The sequence below is a fragment of the Paenibacillus sp. BIHB 4019 genome (assembly GCF_002741035.1).
Lineage (GTDB): Bacteria > Bacillota > Bacilli > Paenibacillales > Paenibacillaceae > Pristimantibacillus.
On record NZ_CP016808.1, the window covers coordinates 3,952,931 to 3,971,631 of the forward strand.

Annotated in this window: 19 protein-coding genes; 11 read left to right on the forward strand and 8 right to left on the reverse strand. The window is 50.4% G+C overall.

Translation table 11 applies throughout. From position 1 onward, the window contains the following. Window positions 1-3 precede the first annotated feature (3 nt). Window positions 4-1,068: a sulfate/molybdate ABC transporter ATP-binding protein gene (locus BBD42_RS17185; protein WP_099519152.1), complete on the forward strand. Its 1,065-nt coding sequence runs from the start codon at window positions 4-6 to the stop codon at window positions 1,066-1,068. A gap of 45 nt (window positions 1,069-1,113) precedes the next feature. Then, window positions 1,114-2,181, forward strand: coding sequence for a sulfate ABC transporter substrate-binding protein (locus tag BBD42_RS17190; protein ID WP_099519153.1), 1,068 nt, complete (start codon window positions 1,114-1,116; stop codon window positions 2,179-2,181). 205 nt (window positions 2,182-2,386) lie between these two features. On the opposite strand, the gene BBD42_RS17195 is transcribed toward BBD42_RS17190, so the two are convergent. Beyond that, complete coding sequence (locus BBD42_RS17195; RefSeq protein WP_099519154.1) at window positions 2,387-3,184, reverse strand: Cof-type HAD-IIB family hydrolase; 798 nt, start codon at window positions 3,182-3,184, stop codon at window positions 2,387-2,389. A gap of 153 nt (window positions 3,185-3,337) precedes the next feature. Between BBD42_RS17195 and BBD42_RS17200 the strand changes: the two genes are divergently transcribed. The 4 genes from BBD42_RS17200 to BBD42_RS17215 all read left to right on the forward strand — a co-directional run bounded on the left by BBD42_RS17200 (window position 3,338) and on the right by BBD42_RS17215 (window position 6,769). Then, window positions 3,338-4,324 (forward strand): Gfo/Idh/MocA family protein, encoded by a 987-nt coding sequence (locus BBD42_RS17200; protein WP_099519155.1) that lies wholly within the window; start codon window positions 3,338-3,340, stop codon window positions 4,322-4,324. A gap of 74 nt (window positions 4,325-4,398) precedes the next feature. Then, entirely contained in the window at window positions 4,399-5,814 is a 1,416-nt protein-coding gene (locus BBD42_RS17205; RefSeq protein ID WP_099519156.1) for a S41 family peptidase, read from the forward strand. Between the two features lie 211 nt (window positions 5,815-6,025). Beyond that, window positions 6,026-6,184 carry a DUF1450 domain-containing protein gene (locus BBD42_RS17210; RefSeq protein WP_235533300.1) on the forward strand — a complete coding sequence of 53 codons (159 nt, stop codon included), beginning with the start codon at window positions 6,026-6,028 and terminating at the stop codon, window positions 6,182-6,184. An 81-nt stretch (window positions 6,185-6,265) separates the two neighbouring features. After that, window positions 6,266-6,769, forward strand: a complete 504-nt coding sequence (locus BBD42_RS17215; RefSeq protein WP_099519157.1) for a ferritin — start codon at window positions 6,266-6,268, stop codon at window positions 6,767-6,769. A gap of 181 nt (window positions 6,770-6,950) precedes the next feature. On the opposite strand, the gene BBD42_RS17220 is transcribed toward BBD42_RS17215, so the two are convergent. Together BBD42_RS17220 and BBD42_RS17225 are read right to left on the reverse strand one after the other, a co-directional pair. Continuing rightward, on the reverse strand, window positions 6,951-7,955 hold the full coding sequence (locus BBD42_RS17220; protein ID WP_099519158.1) for an HD-GYP domain-containing protein: 1,005 nt from the start codon (window positions 7,953-7,955) through the stop codon (window positions 6,951-6,953). 56 nt (window positions 7,956-8,011) lie between these two features. Further along, window positions 8,012-10,075, reverse strand: coding sequence for an ATP-dependent helicase (locus BBD42_RS17225; RefSeq protein ID WP_099519159.1), 2,064 nt, complete (start codon window positions 10,073-10,075; stop codon window positions 8,012-8,014). Between the two features lie 85 nt (window positions 10,076-10,160). Here BBD42_RS17225 and BBD42_RS17230 point away from each other — a divergent pair, with 85 nt between their 5' ends. From BBD42_RS17230 to BBD42_RS17240, 3 genes are all read left to right on the forward strand, one after another. Then, on the forward strand, window positions 10,161-10,724 hold the full coding sequence (locus tag BBD42_RS17230) for a GNAT family N-acetyltransferase (RefSeq protein WP_099519160.1): 564 nt from the start codon (window positions 10,161-10,163) through the stop codon (window positions 10,722-10,724). A gap of 97 nt (window positions 10,725-10,821) precedes the next feature. Beyond that, complete coding sequence (locus BBD42_RS17235) at window positions 10,822-11,286, forward strand: GNAT family N-acetyltransferase (protein WP_099519161.1); 465 nt, start codon at window positions 10,822-10,824, stop codon at window positions 11,284-11,286. Between the two features lie 13 nt (window positions 11,287-11,299). Continuing rightward, entirely contained in the window at window positions 11,300-11,911 is a 612-nt protein-coding gene (locus BBD42_RS17240; RefSeq protein ID WP_237163132.1) for a DUF1349 domain-containing protein, read from the forward strand. A 30-nt stretch (window positions 11,912-11,941) separates the two neighbouring features. Here the strand turns inward: BBD42_RS17240 and BBD42_RS17245 are convergent, their stop codons facing one another. The 4 genes from BBD42_RS17245 to BBD42_RS17260 are packed head-to-tail and all read right to left on the reverse strand — an operon-like array spanning window position 11,942 to window position 16,105. Continuing rightward, window positions 11,942-12,157, reverse strand: coding sequence for a hypothetical protein (locus BBD42_RS17245; RefSeq protein ID WP_099519162.1), 216 nt, complete (start codon window positions 12,155-12,157; stop codon window positions 11,942-11,944). Window positions 12,158-12,186: 29 nt separating this feature from the next. Then, window positions 12,187-13,407 (reverse strand): Ger(x)C family spore germination protein, encoded by a 1,221-nt coding sequence (locus tag BBD42_RS17250; protein WP_099519163.1) that lies wholly within the window; start codon window positions 13,405-13,407, stop codon window positions 12,187-12,189. After that, window positions 13,404-14,510: a GerAB/ArcD/ProY family transporter gene (locus BBD42_RS17255; protein WP_099519164.1), complete on the reverse strand. Its 1,107-nt coding sequence runs from the start codon at window positions 14,508-14,510 to the stop codon at window positions 13,404-13,406. Before BBD42_RS17255 ends, BBD42_RS17250 begins: the two co-directional genes overlap by 4 nt. 53 nt (window positions 14,511-14,563) lie before the next feature. Further along, window positions 14,564-16,105, reverse strand: coding sequence for a spore germination protein (locus tag BBD42_RS17260; protein WP_099519165.1), 1,542 nt, complete (start codon window positions 16,103-16,105; stop codon window positions 14,564-14,566). Window positions 16,106-16,321: 216 nt separating this feature from the next. Between BBD42_RS17260 and BBD42_RS17265 the strand changes: the two genes are divergently transcribed. Next, a complete protein-coding gene (locus tag BBD42_RS17265; RefSeq protein ID WP_162241938.1) occupies window positions 16,322-16,741 on the forward strand; it encodes a helix-turn-helix domain-containing protein in 420 nt (139 codons plus the stop codon). A gap of 55 nt (window positions 16,742-16,796) precedes the next feature. Here BBD42_RS17265 and BBD42_RS17270 read toward each other — a convergent pair whose 3' ends face one another. Then, window positions 16,797-17,723, reverse strand: coding sequence for a LysR family transcriptional regulator (locus BBD42_RS17270; RefSeq protein WP_099519166.1), 927 nt, complete (start codon window positions 17,721-17,723; stop codon window positions 16,797-16,799). Window positions 17,724-17,875: 152 nt separating this feature from the next. Between BBD42_RS17270 and BBD42_RS17275 the strand changes: the two genes are divergently transcribed. Next, entirely contained in the window at window positions 17,876-18,655 is a 780-nt protein-coding gene (locus tag BBD42_RS17275) for an SDR family NAD(P)-dependent oxidoreductase (RefSeq protein WP_172455532.1), read from the forward strand. Window positions 18,656-18,701 lie beyond the last annotated feature (46 nt).

An 18,701-nucleotide genomic window follows, 5' to 3' on the forward strand; every position in this document is an offset into this window, starting at 1 on the left:
GCCATGCATATTGAAGTCCGTAATTTAAACAAAAGCTTCGGGGATTTTCATGCGGTGCAGGATGTCAGCTTCGATATTAAGAAGGGCCAGCTCATTGGCCTGCTCGGGCCGAGCGGCGGCGGCAAAACGTCGATTCTCCGCATGCTGGCAGGGCTTGAGTCGCCTTCCTCTGGCGACATTGTGTTCCATGGCAAGCGCGTCAATGATTTGCCGCCGCAGGAGCGCGGAATCGGTTTTGTATTCCAGAATTATGCGTTGTTCAAGCATATGACCGTTTATGATAATATCGCTTTCGGGCTCAAGGTCAAAAAGCAAACGAAAGAACAAATCCGCGAGCGTGTTATGACGCTTGTTGAGCTTACAGGGCTGAAGGGCTTTGAGCACCGTTATGCGCATCAGCTATCGGGAGGCCAGCGTCAGCGTGTTGCCTTTGCTAGAGCGCTTGCGCCTGAGCCGCAGCTGCTGCTGCTCGACGAGCCATTCGCAGCGATTGATGCGAAAATCCGTACAGAGCTGCGCACTTGGCTCAAGGAAATGATAGAGCGCGTCGGCATTACATCGATTTTTGTCACGCATGACCAGGATGAGGCGATTGAGGTTGCCGATGAAATTATGATTATCAGCAAGGGAAAGCTGGAGCAGAAGGGCTCTCCTTGGGCGATTTATAAAGATCCGCAGACGCCATTCGTAGCGAGCTTCATCGGGGAGTCAACGATTGTCGAGGATGTTGGCGCACTGAAGGGCTTTGACTCTGCCGCTGGCAAACCTGGTACGAAGGCACTTATCCGTCCCGAATATATTGAAATCGGCAAGCCAGGCGAAATTCGCCTTGCATCTGCCGCGCTGGAAGCAAGCGTCAAGCATATTCATTTCCGCGGCAGCGAGTGGCTGGTCGAGCTAGAGGTAGGCTCGGTTAAGCTCGTCACTTACCGTTCGCTGGAGAAGGATGTGCTGCAGCCGGGCGACCGCGTACATGTGCTGGTACATCGGGCATATTTGTTCAATGATCAAGAGAGCTGGATTCAGGAAAACAGCCTGAAGGAAGATCCAATGCCAATTCATATCTAATAGCTTGGGTTAGAAAACATCGAGCAGAAAGAGTTGTATGCCATTATGAATGCTATTCAGACAACAAGCCGCCGTTTGCTCGCCCTGCTGCTTGCCATCACCCTGCTGCTTGTAGCAGCGGGCTGTGGCGACGCGCAGGAGAGTGATCCGGCGGTGGAATCTTCCGTTCCAAACGGCGATGTCACGCTTGTCATTGGTGCATACTCCATAGTGAAGGATGCTTTCGCCGAAATTTTGCCGCAGTTCCAGGCTTACTGGCTGCAGCAAACGGGACAAAAGGTTGTATTTCAGGAATCCTATGAAGCCTCTGGGACGCAAGCGCGGGCCATTATAGGCGGATTTAATGCTGACGTTGCCGTGCTGGCGATGGAAGGCGACGTGAACAAAATCGCCGATGCGGGACTTATCAACCCGAATTGGAAGGAGCAAGCGGACGGCGAATTCGTGACCAAGTCGATTGTGGTGCTTGGCACGCGTGAGGGCAATCCGCTGAACATTCAGGATTGGTCCGATCTCACTCGCAGCGGAGTCAAGGTTGTTTATCCGAACCCGAAAACCTCAGGCGGCGCCCAATGGGATATTAATGCGATTTATGGCGCGGGATTGAAGCAGTCGGAGGTAGAGACAGGCACCAAGGACCCGGCCTATGCCAAAAACTTCCTTAAGGCCGTCCATGCCAACGTGGAATCGCTCGATAAAAGCGGCCGTGCTTCTATGGCGGCGTTTGAATACGGTGTAGGCGACGTTATCGTGACGTATGAGAATGAGCTGCTGGCCCGTATTAAGCAGGGCAAGGACTATCATATCGTCGTGCCGAAAAGCACCATCTTGATTGAAAACCCGGCAACGGTTGTAGACACAAATGTAGACAAGCATGGCACCCGCGAGGTGGCCGAAGCATTCATCCATTATTTGCACAGCGATGAAGCCCAGCGTGTTCTTGTCGATTACGGTTTCCGTCCCGTTAATGAAACGGTTGCCAAGGAGACGGCGAACAAATACGTAGTTCCTGAGCAGCTGTTCGACATCAGCTACCTCGGCGGCTGGCCCGAGGTAAAGAAGACGCTCTATTCCAAAAAGGGCATCTGGTACCAAGTGCTCGCGGGTATTTAATTCCAATCAAAAGCTCAGTTGCACGTAACAATGAAATTAGACATTGTAATAAATCTTGTAACAAATCTTGTAACAACAAACAAACCGTGGATTTGGCTATTGAATGAGCCAGGTCCACGGTTTGTTTGATTGCCCCCAAAAAATCGGTAAACGCTTTAAGGTTGTATAGGTGAGCGAAGAATCCCATTTCACCTATATCTATCCCTTACGAGTTTAAAACGAATTTTTCAAATACGTGACGAACACCCTCATCATTGTTACTAAGCGTCACATAATTCGCAACCTCTTTCAGCGCCGGAATCGCATTAGCCATCGCTACGCCAAGTCCAGCCGCTTCGATCATCTCGTGATCATTCCACGCATCGCCGATTGCAATCGTTTGATCCATCGTGCAGCCAAGATGCTCAGCCATAAAACGCAGCGCATGTCCTTTTGTTCCTTCTTTATGCATAAACTCTAAATAATGAGCTTTGGATTTCGTAATATGCACGCGGTCGCCGATAAGCGCCTTGAGCTGCTCAGCAATTTCATCGAGATAGTCCGGCTCATCAATAATCAGCATTTTCGTATTTGGCTGCTCCAGCAGCTCCTCGAAATCCGGTGCTACTGTATAAGGGATTTTGGAAAGCCGCGAATACATGAGCGCCTTCTCATTTGCTTCCTTCACAAACAGCTGGTCATCGACATAAAGCTGCAAATGCAGGCCATGTTTTTCTGTAAAAGCATACAGCTCCTTGGCCGCATCGGTAGGCACGCTGCGCTCATACAGCACCTTGCCGTCCAGCAGCGTTTTTACCAGCGACCCCTGATACGTAATGATGGGCACATTGAGCTGGATTTGCTCAGCGATCTGTCTGGCGGAAGCGTACATTCTTCCAGTAGCCAGCGTCACCGTTACGCCTTTCGCGATAGCTTCCTCCATGGCGCGTTTCGTTCCTTCAGTTACAACGAGTTCATCGTTCAACAGCGTATCATCTACATCAATTGCAATTAATTTATACATAATGGCAATATGTTCCCCTCTCCAAGCCTCTTTATCGTGTACATAAGCTAGGTTGATTGTAGCGAAAAATCGCCATTCGTACAAGCGATCAACCGCTTTTCTTGTATAATAGAGGGGGTTGTTAAAGAATGGATAGGGAGAGGATGGGCAAGGATGAAGCTAAGATGGGGGATTTTAAGCGGTGCGAGCATTGCTATACATACGATGATTCCAGCCATTCAGCAGGCGGAGCGAGGCGAGGCAGTGGCAATTGCAAGCCGCAGCTTGGAACGGGCCGTTGAAGCAGCAGAGCGGTTGGGCATTGAAAAAGCGTACGGCTCCTACGAGGAGCTGCTCGCTGATCCAAATATCGATGCGGTCTACATTCCGCTGCCGAACCATTTACATAAGGAATGGGCCATTAAAGCGGCTAGAGCTGGCAAGCATGTGCTTTGCGAGAAGCCATTTGCAGTCACGGCAGCGGATGCGCGGGAAATGGCGGAGGAAGCACAGACGGCGGGCATCGTCATGGCGGAAGCTTTTATGTATCGCCATCACCCGCGCTATGAGCAGATTAAAGCGATTATTGCTTCTGGCGAAATTGGCGATTTGCGCGTTATAACAGGCTCGTTCACCTTCAATAATGCAGCGGACACAGGCAATGTTCGCTACAACGCGGAATGGGGCGGAGGCTCCTTGTATGACATCGGCTGCTACCTCATAAGTGCAGCGCGGCTTATTTTGGACGGCGAGCCGGTAGCAGCCAGCGTCCATGGTTTATTTTCAAAGGAGCATGGCGGGGTAGATATGATGGCTTCCGGCATTTTGGAGTTCGCCAATGACGTAAGCCTCGTGTTTGACTGCGGCATGTGGGCGGCTTACCGCAACCGCTTGGAAATTCTCGGAACGAAAGGGCGGATTGAGCTGCCGAACGCTTTTGGGCCGGGGGACGAGGATTATTTTATCGTACATACGGAGGAAGGCCAGCGAAGGGAAGGGCCTTTCAACCTGAACACTTATGTGATGCAAATCAACAGAATCGCACAGATTGCCGCAGGCGAGGCGCAGCCGCTATTTGGTCCTGAGGATGCGATAGCGGGGACGGCGGTTATTGAAGCCTGTTTGACCTCGGCACGAGAGAAGCGGCGGGTTCTTTTGTGAAAATTTGCTCCATCCCCCTTCAATAAGATACAGTAAAGAAAGCGGATGAGAGTTAAACTTGGGGAGATGACGAGTTGAGGTATTTTACACATGCTGCTGCACGGCGCAGAGTGCTGTTAATTGGCTTAGTTGGGGCTATTTTATTTATGGTTGCCGGGTTCGCAGTGGGATGGCTCTGGATGGGGCATCGTTATCCGATGCTGAAGGAGCCGGCATTTCAGAACTTTGCGGTATCCTACAATACCATTATGGATAAATATTTAAATGGAGCGGATGGCGAGGATTTGATCAATGGCGCCTCTGAGGGAATGGTAGCATCGCTGGAAGATCCATACTCCCGCTATTTGATCGAGGAGCAGGGCGATGCCTATACGCAAGGGTATGAAGGCGAATTTTCCGGAATAGGGGCCGAGGTGCGCGAGCAGGATGGCCAATTCGTTATTTCTGGGCTGACACCGGGAGCGCCAGCAGAGCGCGGAGGCGTCAAGTCTGGAGATATCATTATGGCGGTTGACGGCAAGGAATCGAAGGATTCTAAATTTCAGGATCTTATCGGGCTTATGCGCGGCAAGTCGGGTACCGAGGTGACGCTGACGCTGCAACGCCCGGGCCAGACGGAGCCTATCGAGATTACGCTTAAGCGTGAGGCGATTCCGGTTTACACCGTAACCTCGGAAATGTTGGAGGCTGGTATCGGCCATATTACGATTAGCCGCTTCGCCCAGAAGACGGCTACGGAATTTGATGAAGCGGTAACGAAGCTGAAGGAGCAGGGCATGACCAAGCTGCTGCTGGATCTTCGTTCTAATCCGGGCGGCCTGCTGCAGCCGACGATTGCCATTGGCAGCAAGCTCATTCCGAAGGGGAAAGTGATTCTGGAAGTCGTTTATAAGGAAGAAAGCAACCCGATTGTATATAAATCGACGCAAAAGGAAGAATGGACGATCCCTATCGTTGTGCTGGTGAACGGCCAGTCGGCAAGCGCCAGCGAGGTGTTGACCGCCGCGCTTAAGGAGTCGGCGGGAGCAACGGTCGTTGGCGAGAAAACGTATGGCAAAGGCGTCGTACAAGCATTTGAGCAGTTTAGAGACGGCTCGGTGCTCAGCTTGACCGAGGCGCAGTGGAAAACGCCTGCTGGCACGTGGATTCACAAAGTTGGCGTCATGCCAAATGAGGTTGTCGGCCTGCCTGCATTTGCAAGCTTGCGTCCGCTTCCGGTCGGCAGCGAGCTGAAAAACGGCAGCTACGGCGAAGACGTCAAGACGCTGCAATCGATGCTGAAGGAGCTCGGCTATGCGCCCGTTGGCAAAGACGGCCTGTTCGATGATGAGACGGAGGCGGCGATGCGCGCTTTTCAGAAGGCAGAGAAACTGGACGTTACCGGCTCGCTTAATGACAAGACGGCGTATCAAATCGTCGAGCTGCTCAAGGGAAAGCTGGAGAAGGAAGATACCCAACTGCAGCGAGGCGTAGAATTATTGAAAAAATAAGCTTGGCCGCTGCCCCGCGGCTATTGACAACGGTAATGATTATTACTATCATTTGATAGGGAGCCTTTTGGATCGAGCAGACGATTGCGTGTGTACACAAAAGTGCCAACCGTAATCAGACGGCCATTGCGGCAGCGGGGTGACACACCTATTGAAGATCAAATATTGCACCAAAAATTTCAAAAACGGGACGAAGCCGGTATACAAGGCGATGAAGGATAAGTTTCCCGACATCAAGATGAAGAAGTCCGATTGTCTCGGAAATTGCAAAACATGCAGGCATGAATGTTTTGCCGTGGTGAAGTCTAAGGTGGTCAGCGCTCCGTCAGCCGAGAAGCTTTATAAGGAATTGAAAAAATTAATTGGATAAATATAGGGTGGGCGGCTTTTGCCGCCCTCCTTTTTTGTGTTAAGATAGAGGCAACTCCGAAAAAGAAGAGGTGCATAAGTGATGAATGATCAATTAGCTGAAGCTTTAAACGAACAAATGAACTTTGAATTTTATTCGGCGCATGTGTATCTTGCAATGGCAGCCTACTGTTCTGGCGAAAGTCTGGACGGGTTTGCGAATTTCTTTATTATCCAGGCTGAGGAAGAGCGTTTCCATGGCATGAAAATATATAAATTCCTAAACGACCGCAACCGTCGTGCTACTTTGTCTGCTCTGCATGAGCCTAAGAACGAATATACGTCGATGCTCGATGCTTTCGAGCGTGCTTATGCGCATGAACAACAAAACACACGCAAATTCTACAACCTTGCTGACCTTGCGCTCAGCGAGCGCGAGCATGCGACGATCTACTTCCTGAAATGGTTCATCGATGAGCAGGTAGAAGAGGAGTCCTTGTTCGATGGCATCATTTCGAAGCTGAAGCGCATTGATAAAGACAGCAACGCGTTTTATATGCTGGATGCTGAATTTGCGCAGCGCACGTTCACGCCTCCTGCGGAATAAGCGAAGCATGCTGCACGGTTAATGGTTTCTAGCATTGTCCGCTGCACACTGTTTATAACGTACTGCACATGAAGAAGAGGGATTGGCACTTACGCCAATCCCTCTTTTTGCTTAACTATAGGAAAGAATATGATGATTTCATCCATTCTCTATATTTCTCGAAATGAAACGCGCAGCGCCGTTAAAAGGCGGCGACAGCCGTTTCACCTTGCCCATACAGCTGAATAAATGAATCGACTAAGTCCGGGTCAAACTGGGTACCGCGCATTTCTTTAATGTAAGCGAGCGCTTGCTCCTCTGACCATTTTTCCTTGTAGGGGCGTTTGCTGGTAAGGGCGTCGAACACATCAACGATGCTTACGATGCGCGCTTCAATGGGAATAGCTTCTCCCGCAAGCTTATGCGGGTAGCCCTTGCCATCCCACCGTTCATGATGGTGCAAAATAATATGCTTGCTCGCCGTCAGCTCGCTAGTAAACAGCTCGTCATTAAACTCGTTGAAAATCTTCTCAATAATGTCGACGCCAATAAACGTGTGCATCTCAATAATGGTGCGTTCATAGTCAGCGAGCGGACCGGGCTTATATAAAATCCCCTCGGGAATGCCCGATTTTCCGATATCATGCAAAATGCTCGCCGAGGCGATGCGGCTGAGCCGTTCTTCGTTCCAGCCTAGCTGCATCCGCTCATTATGATAACGTACAAGCTCCTCCGTAAGAGCCCTCACCCGCACAAGATGCGACTCGATGCCGGGATCGCGAATTTCACAGGAAATGGCGAGCACCTTAAGCAGCGAGCTTTGAATATGCCCAATCCGTTCCTGAGGCATATAGAAGCCGCTAGGAAGCTGCTCCAATTCACGGAAAATACCGATATAATACCAGCTCTCATCAACACATAAAGGTGTAATCGTAATGGAGGAATGCCATAGCTGTCCATCCTTGCGGCGGTTAATGAACACGCCAGACCATGGCCGCTTTGCCTTTAAAGCTTCCTTCATGCTTTCATGAATATGCACGGGGGTAAGGCTGGTGCGAACAATACCGGCTGTTTTACCTAAAATTTCTCTGCGGTTGTAGCCGGTTATCGCTTCATAACTCGTATTGATTTCTAATATCTGATGCTGATCATCCGTAATAATAACGGCATCACCTAATTGCAAAAAGGTTCTAAGCTGATCGTTCATCCGGTGGCCACCCCATTTATAGGCATATATTTATTTAAAATATTTATCTAAGGTATTTATTTAAAAGCATTGAGCAAAAAAGAAGATACGGGCGCCGGTTTGCCGCGATAATAGCCGGGCGAGCTGATGTACAGCTCTTCCTTGGCCCGCGTGACGGCGACATAAGCGAGCCGCCGCTCTTCCTCCAGCGCAGCCTCGGCGACGTCATCCCCGGTCTGGATGGCGCTCCGGTCGCTATTTTTGCTCGCGGACAGCGCGGAGCTGTGCGGCAAAATGCCATCGGATGCTCCGCTGACGAACACGACGGGAAATTCCAGCCCCTTTGATTTGTGGATCGTCATAAAATGGACGGCGTCAGCGCCGCGGCTCGCCAGCTTGAGCTGCCTCATCTCCTGGAGCTTCAGTGCGATCTCGTCCACGAATGCCAAAAACTCGGTGATCGTCGCAAATCGTTTGGCGGCGGTTTCAAGCTCGTCGAGCGTTTCCTTCAAAGCGTCCTTATGCTCGGTAAGCGTCTGGCTTTTATCGGCTTGAATATAATGGTCATAAAAGCCTTCGCGCAGCAGGCGAATCGCCTGCTCGGGCTTTAGCTTAGGCAAGGAGCGAATGAGCCGCAGCCGCTCTTTGATTTTTTCCTGGTGAAACTCCTTAATGCCAGGGAAGCGGACGAGATGGATGAGCGGCCATTTTTTGGCTTGCTGCTTCTCTTCGTTCCAGATGAATGCCATCGCCTGCTCCGGCTTGACATAAAGCGTGGCCAGAATGTTTTGCATTGCGTCAAAATGGCGCCGATCGATCGCCAGCCGCAAATGGGCAATGATTGGCTTCACGACCCATTGTTCATAAAAGGACTCGCCCCCGCCGTAATCAATAAACGGAATTTGGCGTATGACCAGCTGATCGAAGATGGCGCGGCTGCTGCTCGCCGTACGAAACAGAATCGCAAAATCCTCATAGCTGCGTTTTCCTTGGCTCTGCGCTTCCGTAATTTTATTAACAATCAGCTGCGCTTCATCGTCGGTGTTGCCTGGCCGTGCAAATGTTGGGGAGAGGCTTTGCGTCTTGGCCACTTTGAGCGATTTGGGGCGGCGCTGCTTGTTGCTGCTAATAATCGCATTGCCCAGCCCGACAATGGCAGCCCCAGAGCGATAGTTAATATCGAGCACGACATTTTTGCTGGCCGGATATTGCTGCTCGAAATTTAATATATAATCGTTGCGCGCCCCGTTAAATGAATAGATCGTCTGGTCATCATCGCCAACGACCATCAAATTGCCATGCTGCTTAACGAGCAGCTTAATCAGCTCATACTGCACCTTATTCGTATCCTGAAACTCATCGATCATGACGTAGCGGAAGCGGCGCTGGAGCATTTCGAGCAGATTCTGATCGGTCGTTAGCAGCCGATATGCGGCAAGCAGCATATCATCATAGTCGATCAGCTGCTGCTCCGACTTCCACTGCTCGTAGCATTCAAACAAAATTTTCAGTTGTTTGTCCTCTTCTGTTTTGGCTGGCAGCTCATGAAGCTCCAGCATTTCCAGCTTGTAGGCCGAAAATAACGTAATGAGCGTCTCCGGCTGGTACGTCTCATGCAAATTCCGTTCTCGAAGCAGCCGTTTGAAAAAAATTTGCTTGCGGCCGCTGTCGCCTAAAATCGCCTGCCTCATGCCCCTCCTGCGGAGCAGCTGCAAGCAGAACGAATGGAACGTTCTGGCTTCTACCGCAGCAGCAGCACTTTCAGAAATGCCGGGCAGTGTGGCGATGCGGGACTTCATTTCCTCTGCCGCTTTTTTGGAAAATGTCATGAGCAGCAGCTGGGAAGCCATCACGCTGCGGACAGACAGCAAATAAGCCGTTCGGCAGACGAGAACGGAGGTTTTGCCGGAGCCGGCTCCAGCGAGCGTGAGCAGCGGCCCATCGGTATGGCGGACAGCGGCAATTTGCGCCTCATTGAGCTGAATGCCGTGCTGCTCCAGCGAGCGAAAAAAAACAGCATCGCTTTCGCCGCGTCCGACAAGCTGCTTGCTCGTATCCGCTGCCGCCTGTTTTGCCCGTGGCATTATGTTTGTTGTTACGCCGTAAGGTCTGGGATAATATTTTGTACGTGTTTGTTCCATATGTATAATCACCTGTGCTTGATTATAGCATGGCTTAATGGATTAGGATAAACTAATTAAAGAATAACAATAGGAGTTGAGCTAGATGATTGTGCCAGCGAGAAAAGAAGATGTACAGCAAATTATGCCGCTTCTGCATGCAGCAATTGGCGATATCGCCTGTACGCTGACGGGCGTTAAAGACGAGCAGGAAGCGATGAATATATTAGCGGATTTTTATGTGGAAAAAGGAAACAGGATCAGCTACGAGCATGTGCTTGTCGCTTGGGAGGGGGAGGCCATCACGGGCATGGCGCTCGGCTATGGCGGTGATGCTGCTGCGAAGCTGGATGCTCCGCTGCTTTCGCGCATACTTCAGAACCCCGCTCATGCCGGCTATCAAATTATGACGGAGGCAAGGCCCGGCGAATATTATTTGGATTCCGTGGCGGTAAATCCCGCCTATCAAGGAAAGGGGATTGCGCGGGCTTTGATCGGAGCGCTGGAAAATAAGGCGAAGGATGAGGGCTGGCCGCGTCTATCGCTCATTGCGCTGGATGATAACGAGAAGGCGACAGCGCTCTATAGTCGGATGGGCTATGCCGAGGATGGGGAGCTGGAGCTCGCAGGGCACCGCTACCTTCGAATGGTAAAGCAGCTGATGCAATAATGGATTGCGAAGTAGAGAGCAAACAGGTACTATAGCCATATGGCAAATATTCCATTCATTTACTAACTTGCTAGAAGCAGCTATGGAGGCATAACAGATGAAAGACATTAGCATTCGTATAGTAGAGCCACTGGATGAAACCTTGCACCAACTGATTCAATTGCTAGACGAGGAGCTGCTGGAGCGATATCCGTCGGAAGAGGTGCATGGGCTGGATTTTACCGATCCGGGCATTACAGACACTGTATTTATTGTCGCTTTTTCCGGGGACGAGCCAGTCGGTTGCGGAGCCATTCGGCCGCTGGATGCCCAATATACGGAGCTGAAACGCTTTTTCGTGCATAAAGGAAGCCGGAAGCGCGGCATTGCTGCCGCCATGCTTTCCTTTTTGGAAAATGAGGCGCAGCTGCGCGGCTTTGCCGGCATTAGGCTGGAGACGGGGCCAGAGCAGCCCGAGTCGTTGAAGTTTTACGAAAAGCATGGCTACGTATTTATCGGGAAATTTGGCGAATATGTCGATTATGAGCTGAGCATGTGTTATGAGAAGCGCTTCGGCGCATAAAGAAGGGGCGAACATGATGAACGTATTTGAAGGATGCAGCAGGCAAAGCTTAAGCAAGGAGCTGTCCTGGATTAATGAGCCGAAGAGCTGGGAGGTGAATGAGCACCAGCAGTTGGTCGTGCAAGCGCCGCCGATGGGCGATTTTTTCATCGATCCGGCAGGAGGCAATACGAAAAACTCCGCTCCTTTTCTTTACACATTAGTTGAAGGCGATTTCTATGCCGTCACTCGTGTTGCGGTTGATATGAAGCAGACGTACGATTCCGGCTGCTTGATGATTATGGCAGGCGAAGATCACTGGGCCAAGCTTTGCTCGGAGTTTTTCGACGATATGCCGTCCATTCTCAGCGTTGTGACACGCGGCGCATCCGATGATTGTGTTTCCAGCGATGCCCAGATCGTTCGGCCTTTTTTGCGTATTGCCCGGGCTGGCAATAGCTTTGCATTCCATTATTCGATGGATGGCGTCAAATGGAAAATGGTCCGTTATTTTGGAATGGACGTTCCCGCAACGATTAAAGTTGGCGTCGTTGCCCAATCGCCGATTGGCGAAGGCAGTACCGCAACATTTGATTATTTAAAAATCAGCACAAACGTAATTGGCGACATTCGCAGCGTCAATTAACGGATTGCAACTTGAGCAGCAAGCAGGGGGTTATTTCATGCCCATGCTGCTGAACAGGAAGGCAATGAGCTCGGTGGGGCCAGGCATGTCGGGGAAAAAAACGAGCAAAATTGCCAAAGCTGCCGTTATTGCCGTTATGGCGATTGCCGTCGTTTTTTCCCGGCGCCCGTTGTCCTGCCCGCGATTTTCTCCATATATAATAAGGACGGAGACGAACAGAATACCTGTTATAAACAGCACCTTCATCGAGAGCCCTCCTGTATGTTTTGTTGCAATTATTCATTGGATTGGCCCGGTATCCCTTGCGGATCACCGGATTTTCCTGTGCGCAAAATACGAGCCTCTACATGGATTGTCGTTTTTATTTTGGGCAGGTCGCTTTCCCACTGGGCCCTTTTTGCTTTCCATTTGTGCGGGAAATGATTGCGGTACGCATTCGCATAGCCGAAAAAATCGGTTTTCAGCTTTTGCTGGGTTAATTGCAGTGCGGCTTCCGCCCGCTGCTTAAACTGTTCTTCAAACAAAGCCTGAATTTTTTCTACATTCGGCGGTGGCAGCAGCGACAGATCAGTTGTATTCAAGATGACGTCGCCTTTTGTTTTAATGTTGACCTTCATCGTCCAGTTTCCGTCAGCAAAGCCCGGAACAAACTCCGTACGAATGAATTGCGGTTTGATAGTGACAGCCGCCTGCTTGTTGGTTTTGTCCGGGTTAACTGTCAAAACGATATTGTCCAGTTGATTCAGCATCATAAGCACGCCAAGGCTCATCGGCTCGGTTACGACGCGAATTTCCCGGTCATCCTTAATCAAGGCCAGTCCAAATACAAAGGGCATCGTAGCTTTCTTATTTTGTCCAGGCGCGGGTGGAGCAATTTTCAGCCTGGATAGTACGGCTGATTTGTTTAGACCTTCCAGCGTTTGGGCTAAATCAAGCACCGTCATTTTGGTACCCAGCTTCATATTGCCCATTTCACGCAAAGCTTCCGCCGAGCTTCGCTCAAGAGGAGGCAGCAGGGAGAGGATATCCTCTGCTTTAGTCTCGCTAATATAAACATAGGCATGTTCGCGAAATTGGGAGAAGCGCAGCAGAAAATCCAAGTACTCGCGAATGCCGAGCTTTGCTGTCTTTTCTCCTATGACTATGGCCTCGCAATGTCCCCAGAAAACGTGGCGGGAAATTTTGCGCTGCAGCCGGCTCATCGCATCTGCAATATTAATCCCTTCTGCGGTTTGCACCATCGTAACGCCGCTCGGAGACCCTTCACTGCCACCGGTCCCTCCGGTCGCGCTGCTGCCGCTTTGGCGTGGAATAAATATTTGAATCGAAAGATGGACTTTGCCATCTTTGGTTCGGTCAATGCCGGTTGCCAGCACCATTGCCAAGTCATTAATTTCCACGCGATCCCAGCAGCCTTGCAAAAGCGTCACACTGCATGCCGCCAGAAGCAGAAGTGCGATTTTGCGCCGCAGATTGTGCAGCTTGCTGCTTTTCATGAGGCGGCCTTCTTTTTGCGGGTCAGCTTGTTTTTGATGAGACTAGCCAGCAGCAGCAGTAAGGGCAGGATGAACAGGCTCACAATCGTATACGTATTGCCGGATACGCTGATCAAGTTGGCGATATCCGCTTGGCTTCTGGCCGACCAGTAAGCTAAAACGGTGCAAAGAAAGGCAAGCGGCATAACGACGGAGCGATAGTGCTTCAATTTAAGCCAGTCGGCAACGGTAATCGAATAAACGTACAGAAAGACAGAGATTTTTATAAAAATGCCTGAAATCCAAATCGCGATGACGAGCGATTCCAAATGCTGCATAAAATCGGCAATTGTTATGTAGCGGGCGGCAATCATCACCGGATAAATAAAGCTGGAGGTCAAATCGCCCATTAGGAATAAGCACACCAGATTGGTGACCACCATCGTGATGGTGACGAACAGTACCGATAACATGCTTTTTCTCATCGCTTTCTCACGGTCGCTAACGTAGGGAAGCAGAAACGCTATCAAAATATATTCGCTGAACCAAGCAGCCGGCGCGAGCGCGCCTTTAATAGAAGGGCCAATTCCATTCTCCGCAATGGGCAGCAGCTCGGAAGGATGGAGCTGGCCGATCAGCAAAACAAACACAAAGGCTGCGAGAAAAATAAAAACGGCTGTGAAAACCTGCGCGCTTCTCCCAATAACCTCAATGCCGAGGCGGGCATTGATTGCACAGACGAGCACCATCGAGCCGGTTACAATGAACTGCGGCGTCATCGGCAGCGCATTGCTAATAATAAACTCGCCATATTGGCGAATGATGATGCCCGTTAGATGAGGCCAAAATAAAATATAAAACAAGCCAACCAGGAAGCCCGGAATCGCTCCTAGCAGGCTGAAGCTTGTTCGAATCAGGGTGCTGTCTGGTTTCAGCCGATTGAGCTTGACCGCCACCCATACGGTCAGCATGCCAAACAAGCCCGCCCAAATCGGGGAGATCCACATATCCTGATGGGCATGGGTCATCGTAATGCTGGGAACAGACAAAATGGATGTGGCGAGAATCGACGGATAGAGCAAGATTGCCAGCTGTGAAGATGATATTTTTCCAGTTTCAAGCATGGGAGCTTCAGCCTCCTCCGTTATAATGTAGGGCAGGTATTGGCCACTGCCGGTTATTTTTTGTTTCCGCTTGGGCTGCTGCGCCCGGAATGCCGTTCTTTTCGGGCTTCGTTCATCCAAGCGGGAGCACGCCAGATAACGTCGCGAATGGTCCCCATTGAAGCTGGCGTAACAGGTGACAAGTAGGGAACGCCGAAGGAGCGCAAACTTGATAAATGGATGACGATCAAAATCAGTCCAAGCATCATGCCGATCAGCCCCAGCGTTCCTGCCAGCAGCATAATTGGAAACCGCAGCAATCGGGAGGAAATGCCGGCGGCATAACGCGGAATCATAAACGATGCGATACCGGTTGTAGCCACGACAATAACCATTGGCGCAGAGACGATGCCTGCCGATGTGGCAGCCTGTCCGATGATGAGCGCGCCTACGATGCTGACGGCAGCGCCCACCTGTCTCGGGAGCCTCACCCCAGCCTCCCGCAGCGCTTCGAAGGCGATTTCCATAATCAGTGCTTCAATTAGCGCCGGAAAAGGGATTTCTTCCCTTGCCTTGGCGATGCTGAGCAGCAGCACCGTCGGAATCATTTCCTGATGGTACGTTGTAATCGCCACATAAGCTGATGGAAGGAGCAGGGACAGCAGAAAAAAAACATAACGCAGCCAGCGTACAAAGGTGCTCATAATAAAATGCTGATAGTAGTCCTCGACAGACTGCAGCATGGAAAATAAGGTCACGGGAGCAATGAGGGCAAATGGCGTCCCATCAATTAGAATAGCGAAGCGCCCTTCCAGCAAATTGGCGCAGACGACGTCCGGCCTTTCGGTCGCAATCATTTGTGGAAACGGCGAATAAGGCGAGTCGGCAATCCATTCCTCAATATATTCGCTTTCCAAAATGCCATCGGTGTCAATTGCGGCAAGCCGCTTCAACGCCTCATCGACGGTGGCGGGATTTGCGGCTCCCTCCAAGTAGAGAATTGCGATATCGGTTCGTGTATACTCGCCGATCGTCATCGTGAGCAGCTTCATTTTCGGACTTTTCATTTTGCGGCGCAGCAGTGACAGATTAATGGACAGCACTTCATTAAACGATTCGCGAGGGCCGCGAACGGTAGATTCCGCTGAAGGCTCCTCAATGCTGCGATGCTCGATTTTTTGCAAGCCGAACGACAGCGCCTCCTCGCTGCCATCGATGAAGAGCAACGGCATGCCATTGCTAATGATATCGATAGCGTCCTCCAGCGTGCGCACTGTATTGGCAGCGGCGATGGGCAGAAGGTTTAGCAGCTGTGCAGGGGTCGCAGCCGTCAAGCGGCCGGCATTGCTCGCAAGCGGTCGCAAAATGAACATATTCAGCTGCTCATCATCGCACATACTGATATGAAATATGAGCATGGCTTCAGCAAGCTCCCCGATCCGCAAGGAATGGAAGGAGAGGTCAGCGCAGTCTGCATACACACGCCGCAGCTCTGTTATATTTTCATCTAATCGCTGTGAGAGCGGCTGCTGCTCGTCGGGCTGGTGCTTGTCCGATTGCTGCCAATCGGCCCTCGCTGTTTTGTGATTCCAATTGCTGCGTTTGAATCCGCGCATGGCAGTACCCCGCTTCCAGAAGATAGAACAAGTCCGTACCCTTAGCGTTTCCAGCACGTTCCTTTCCTATGTAAGGAAACAAATATTTTCAGAAGTGATGAATTATTATGGCGAAGTGTTGAAAAAAATGCAGCCTTGAATTATAATTGATAATGATAATCATTATATATGGATGAGCGATCATTCAGCAGTGCCAATAGGCCGGGAAGGTGGGAAATGATAAAGCATATGAGAAACTCGATACGGATGGGCTTTCAAGAAGAGGATACACACTTTAGGCATAACACCGAATCTGTTGCAGGAGGAAGAAGCAAGCTTGGGCAGACGGTTGAATATATGAAACGCCATTATCACAAACCAATTACACGGGACATGCTCGCCAGCATGGTCGGCATTACGCCGGAGCATTACTCCCGCGCCTTCAAGAAGCATATGGGCATCAGCCCGATCGATTATTTAATCGCCATTCGCATTGACCGGGCTAAAGGGCTATTGAAGGAGACGAATGCGACGGTGCGCAGCATCGCTCGCCAGGTCGGCTATGAGGACCCTTATTATTTCAGCCGCCGCTTCAAGCAGGAGGTTGGTGTAGCACCATCCGCCTATGCGGTGCCTGGATATAGCGCAGGATTATAATTCATAGATGAAACATGCCGGGGCTTAATAGACCCGGCATGTTTTTTTATTGGATTTACAGCTCAGAATCGAGGGAAAGCAAAGGAGATGCTTCGCGATTAAAGCGCTCCATAAAAAGCTCAATTAGGCGGTTTGGCTGCTTAGAATGCACCTTGAGCCAGCCAATTTCAAATGGGCGCTGCTGCAAATCCTCCACTTCAATGAGCACAAGGTTTCCATTATGAATTTGATCATCTTGAAGAAAGGAGTAGTCATGCCCGACGGTAATGGCGAGATTTTGGCTCAAGGCGGAGGCGATGGCATTCGATTGGTCCGTGCGGAACAAGATCGGAATGGGCCCGCATAGCTCTCCCAAATCAACGATAAATTGATCAATAAATTCATCACTGTACAAAACGAAGTTATAGTGCAGCAGTTCACGCGCTGCAACTTTCTTTTTCGCTGCCAAGGGGCTGTGCTTGCTTGCGCAAATAACGATCTTCCCCTCCCGCAGAGGGTGGAACTCTAGGCCATTGCCGTTGAAATCCAGATCATCTTTTGATTTAACGATGAGCCCGGCATGAGTTTTGTGATTGCGGACATCTTTTAGAATGTCGCCTGAGTTTTTTTCTGACAGCTCAAATTTAATTAGCGGGTAGTCTTTTTTTATACTGGATAAAGTATGGATGAGCAGAGGCATGCCGCCAGGGATGACGGTCAAGAGCAGCTCCCCGCTCAGCTTCAATTGCTGGTTGCGAGCGTCTTCCTTCATGGCATGGACGGTATTTACAATTTGCAGGCATTTATCAAGAATGGTTGCAGCTTCAGCTGTAGGGAAAGCGCCGAGACGGGAGCGGCTGAAAAGCTTAATATCCAGCTCCTCCTCCAGCCTTGTAACGGCTTGGCTAATCGTGGATTGCGTCACCATCAAATGCTCGGCGGCCACAGTTATCGATTTGTATTTCGCAACCTCTGCGACATAAATAAGCTGGTCGATGTTCATAGGATCTCCTGTCCGGCTTTCATTAGGCGGTTGTTTTATATTAATTTTGTTAAAGATACCTGTAATTTAATTCATTATAAATGATGGGAAAAGGCGTGTACAATAATGAAAGAAAGCGCATTATTTTAATTATTTATTATGGAGGAATGAACATGGTATATACGAATCGGTTTAAAGACAAAGTGGCGGTCGTAACGGGCGGAGCTTCCGGCATCGGATATGGCATTGTGGCGAGATTGCTTGCTGAGGGAGCATACGTCGTTGCAGCAGATGTCAATGAACAGCGTCTGAAGGAGCTTGAGGCGCAGCTCGGCGAGCGTTTTGTTGGCTTGAAAACAGATGTGACCAATGAATCCCAGGTAGAGGCGCTAGCGGCAACGGCCGTGGAGCGTTTTGGCAGCTTGAATCTTGCATTTAATGTAGCTGGGGCGGCCAAAGCTGGCGTTATTACCGAGCTGTCAGAAGCAGATTGGGACTTTACCGTTGACCTATGTTTGAAGGGCGTATTTCTTTCCATGAAGCATGAAGCGCGCCAAATGAAAAAATTTGGCGGCGGGGCAATCGTAAACATTGCTTCGCTCAATTCGCATGTGCCTATGTTTGCAGGTGCGGCGTACACTTCTGCGAAGGCTGGCGTTGAGATGCTTACCCGCAATGGCGCTCTTGAGATGGCACGCGACCACATCCGCGTCAATGCCATTTTGCCAGGGCTGGTGGATTCGCCTCTTACCGCCTCGCTGCTTGAAAACAGCGATATTCATGCCGCATATATGGAGCGAATCCCATTTAAAAAAGCAGCACAGCCTGAAGAGATGGCTGGACCCTCCTTATTCCTTGCCAGCGAGGATGCTGCTTACGTATCAGGCGCAAGCTTGCTGGTGGATGGAGCTTGGGGCACGAGCGGCTATCCGGATATGAGTCGTTTCATGTAAGCAAAATACGATTATTAAAGAAATAAAAGCTGGCATCCGTGGAGCT

Coding starts and splice junctions, on each gene's coding strand:
- BBD42_RS17275 (WP_172455532.1), top strand. CDS start 17,876: ATGGTATATACGAATCGGTTTAAAGACAAAGTGGCGGTCGTAACGGGC.
- BBD42_RS17215 (WP_099519157.1), top strand. CDS start 6,266: ATGAATGATCAATTAGCTGAAGCTTTAAACGAACAAATGAACTTTGAA.
- BBD42_RS17260 (WP_099519165.1), bottom strand. CDS start 16,105: ATGCGCGGATTCAAACGCAGCAATTGGAATCACAAAACAGCGAGGGCC.
- BBD42_RS17195 (WP_099519154.1), bottom strand. CDS start 3,184: ATGTATAAATTAATTGCAATTGATGTAGATGATACGCTGTTGAACGAT.
- BBD42_RS17200 (WP_099519155.1), top strand. CDS start 3,338: ATGAAGCTAAGATGGGGGATTTTAAGCGGTGCGAGCATTGCTATACAT.
- BBD42_RS17210 (WP_235533300.1), top strand. CDS start 6,026: ATGAAGGATAAGTTTCCCGACATCAAGATGAAGAAGTCCGATTGTCTC.
- BBD42_RS17245 (WP_099519162.1), bottom strand. CDS start 12,157: ATGAAGGTGCTGTTTATAACAGGTATTCTGTTCGTCTCCGTCCTTATT.
- BBD42_RS17225 (WP_099519159.1), bottom strand. CDS start 10,075: ATGGAACAAACACGTACAAAATATTATCCCAGACCTTACGGCGTAACA.
- BBD42_RS17220 (WP_099519158.1), bottom strand. CDS start 7,955: ATGAACGATCAGCTTAGAACCTTTTTGCAATTAGGTGATGCCGTTATT.
- BBD42_RS17185 (WP_099519152.1), top strand. CDS start 4: ATGCATATTGAAGTCCGTAATTTAAACAAAAGCTTCGGGGATTTTCAT.
- BBD42_RS17270 (WP_099519166.1), bottom strand. CDS start 17,723: ATGAACATCGACCAGCTTATTTATGTCGCAGAGGTTGCGAAATACAAA.
- BBD42_RS17235 (WP_099519161.1), top strand. CDS start 10,822: ATGAAAGACATTAGCATTCGTATAGTAGAGCCACTGGATGAAACCTTG.
- BBD42_RS17255 (WP_099519164.1), bottom strand. CDS start 14,510: ATGCTTGAAACTGGAAAAATATCATCTTCACAGCTGGCAATCTTGCTC.
- BBD42_RS17230 (WP_099519160.1), top strand. CDS start 10,161: ATGATTGTGCCAGCGAGAAAAGAAGATGTACAGCAAATTATGCCGCTT.
- BBD42_RS17240 (WP_237163132.1), top strand. CDS start 11,300: ATGATGAACGTATTTGAAGGATGCAGCAGGCAAAGCTTAAGCAAGGAG.
- BBD42_RS17250 (WP_099519163.1), bottom strand. CDS start 13,407: ATGAAAAGCAGCAAGCTGCACAATCTGCGGCGCAAAATCGCACTTCTG.
- BBD42_RS17265 (WP_162241938.1), top strand. CDS start 16,322: ATGATAAAGCATATGAGAAACTCGATACGGATGGGCTTTCAAGAAGAG.
- BBD42_RS17190 (WP_099519153.1), top strand. CDS start 1,114: ATGAATGCTATTCAGACAACAAGCCGCCGTTTGCTCGCCCTGCTGCTT.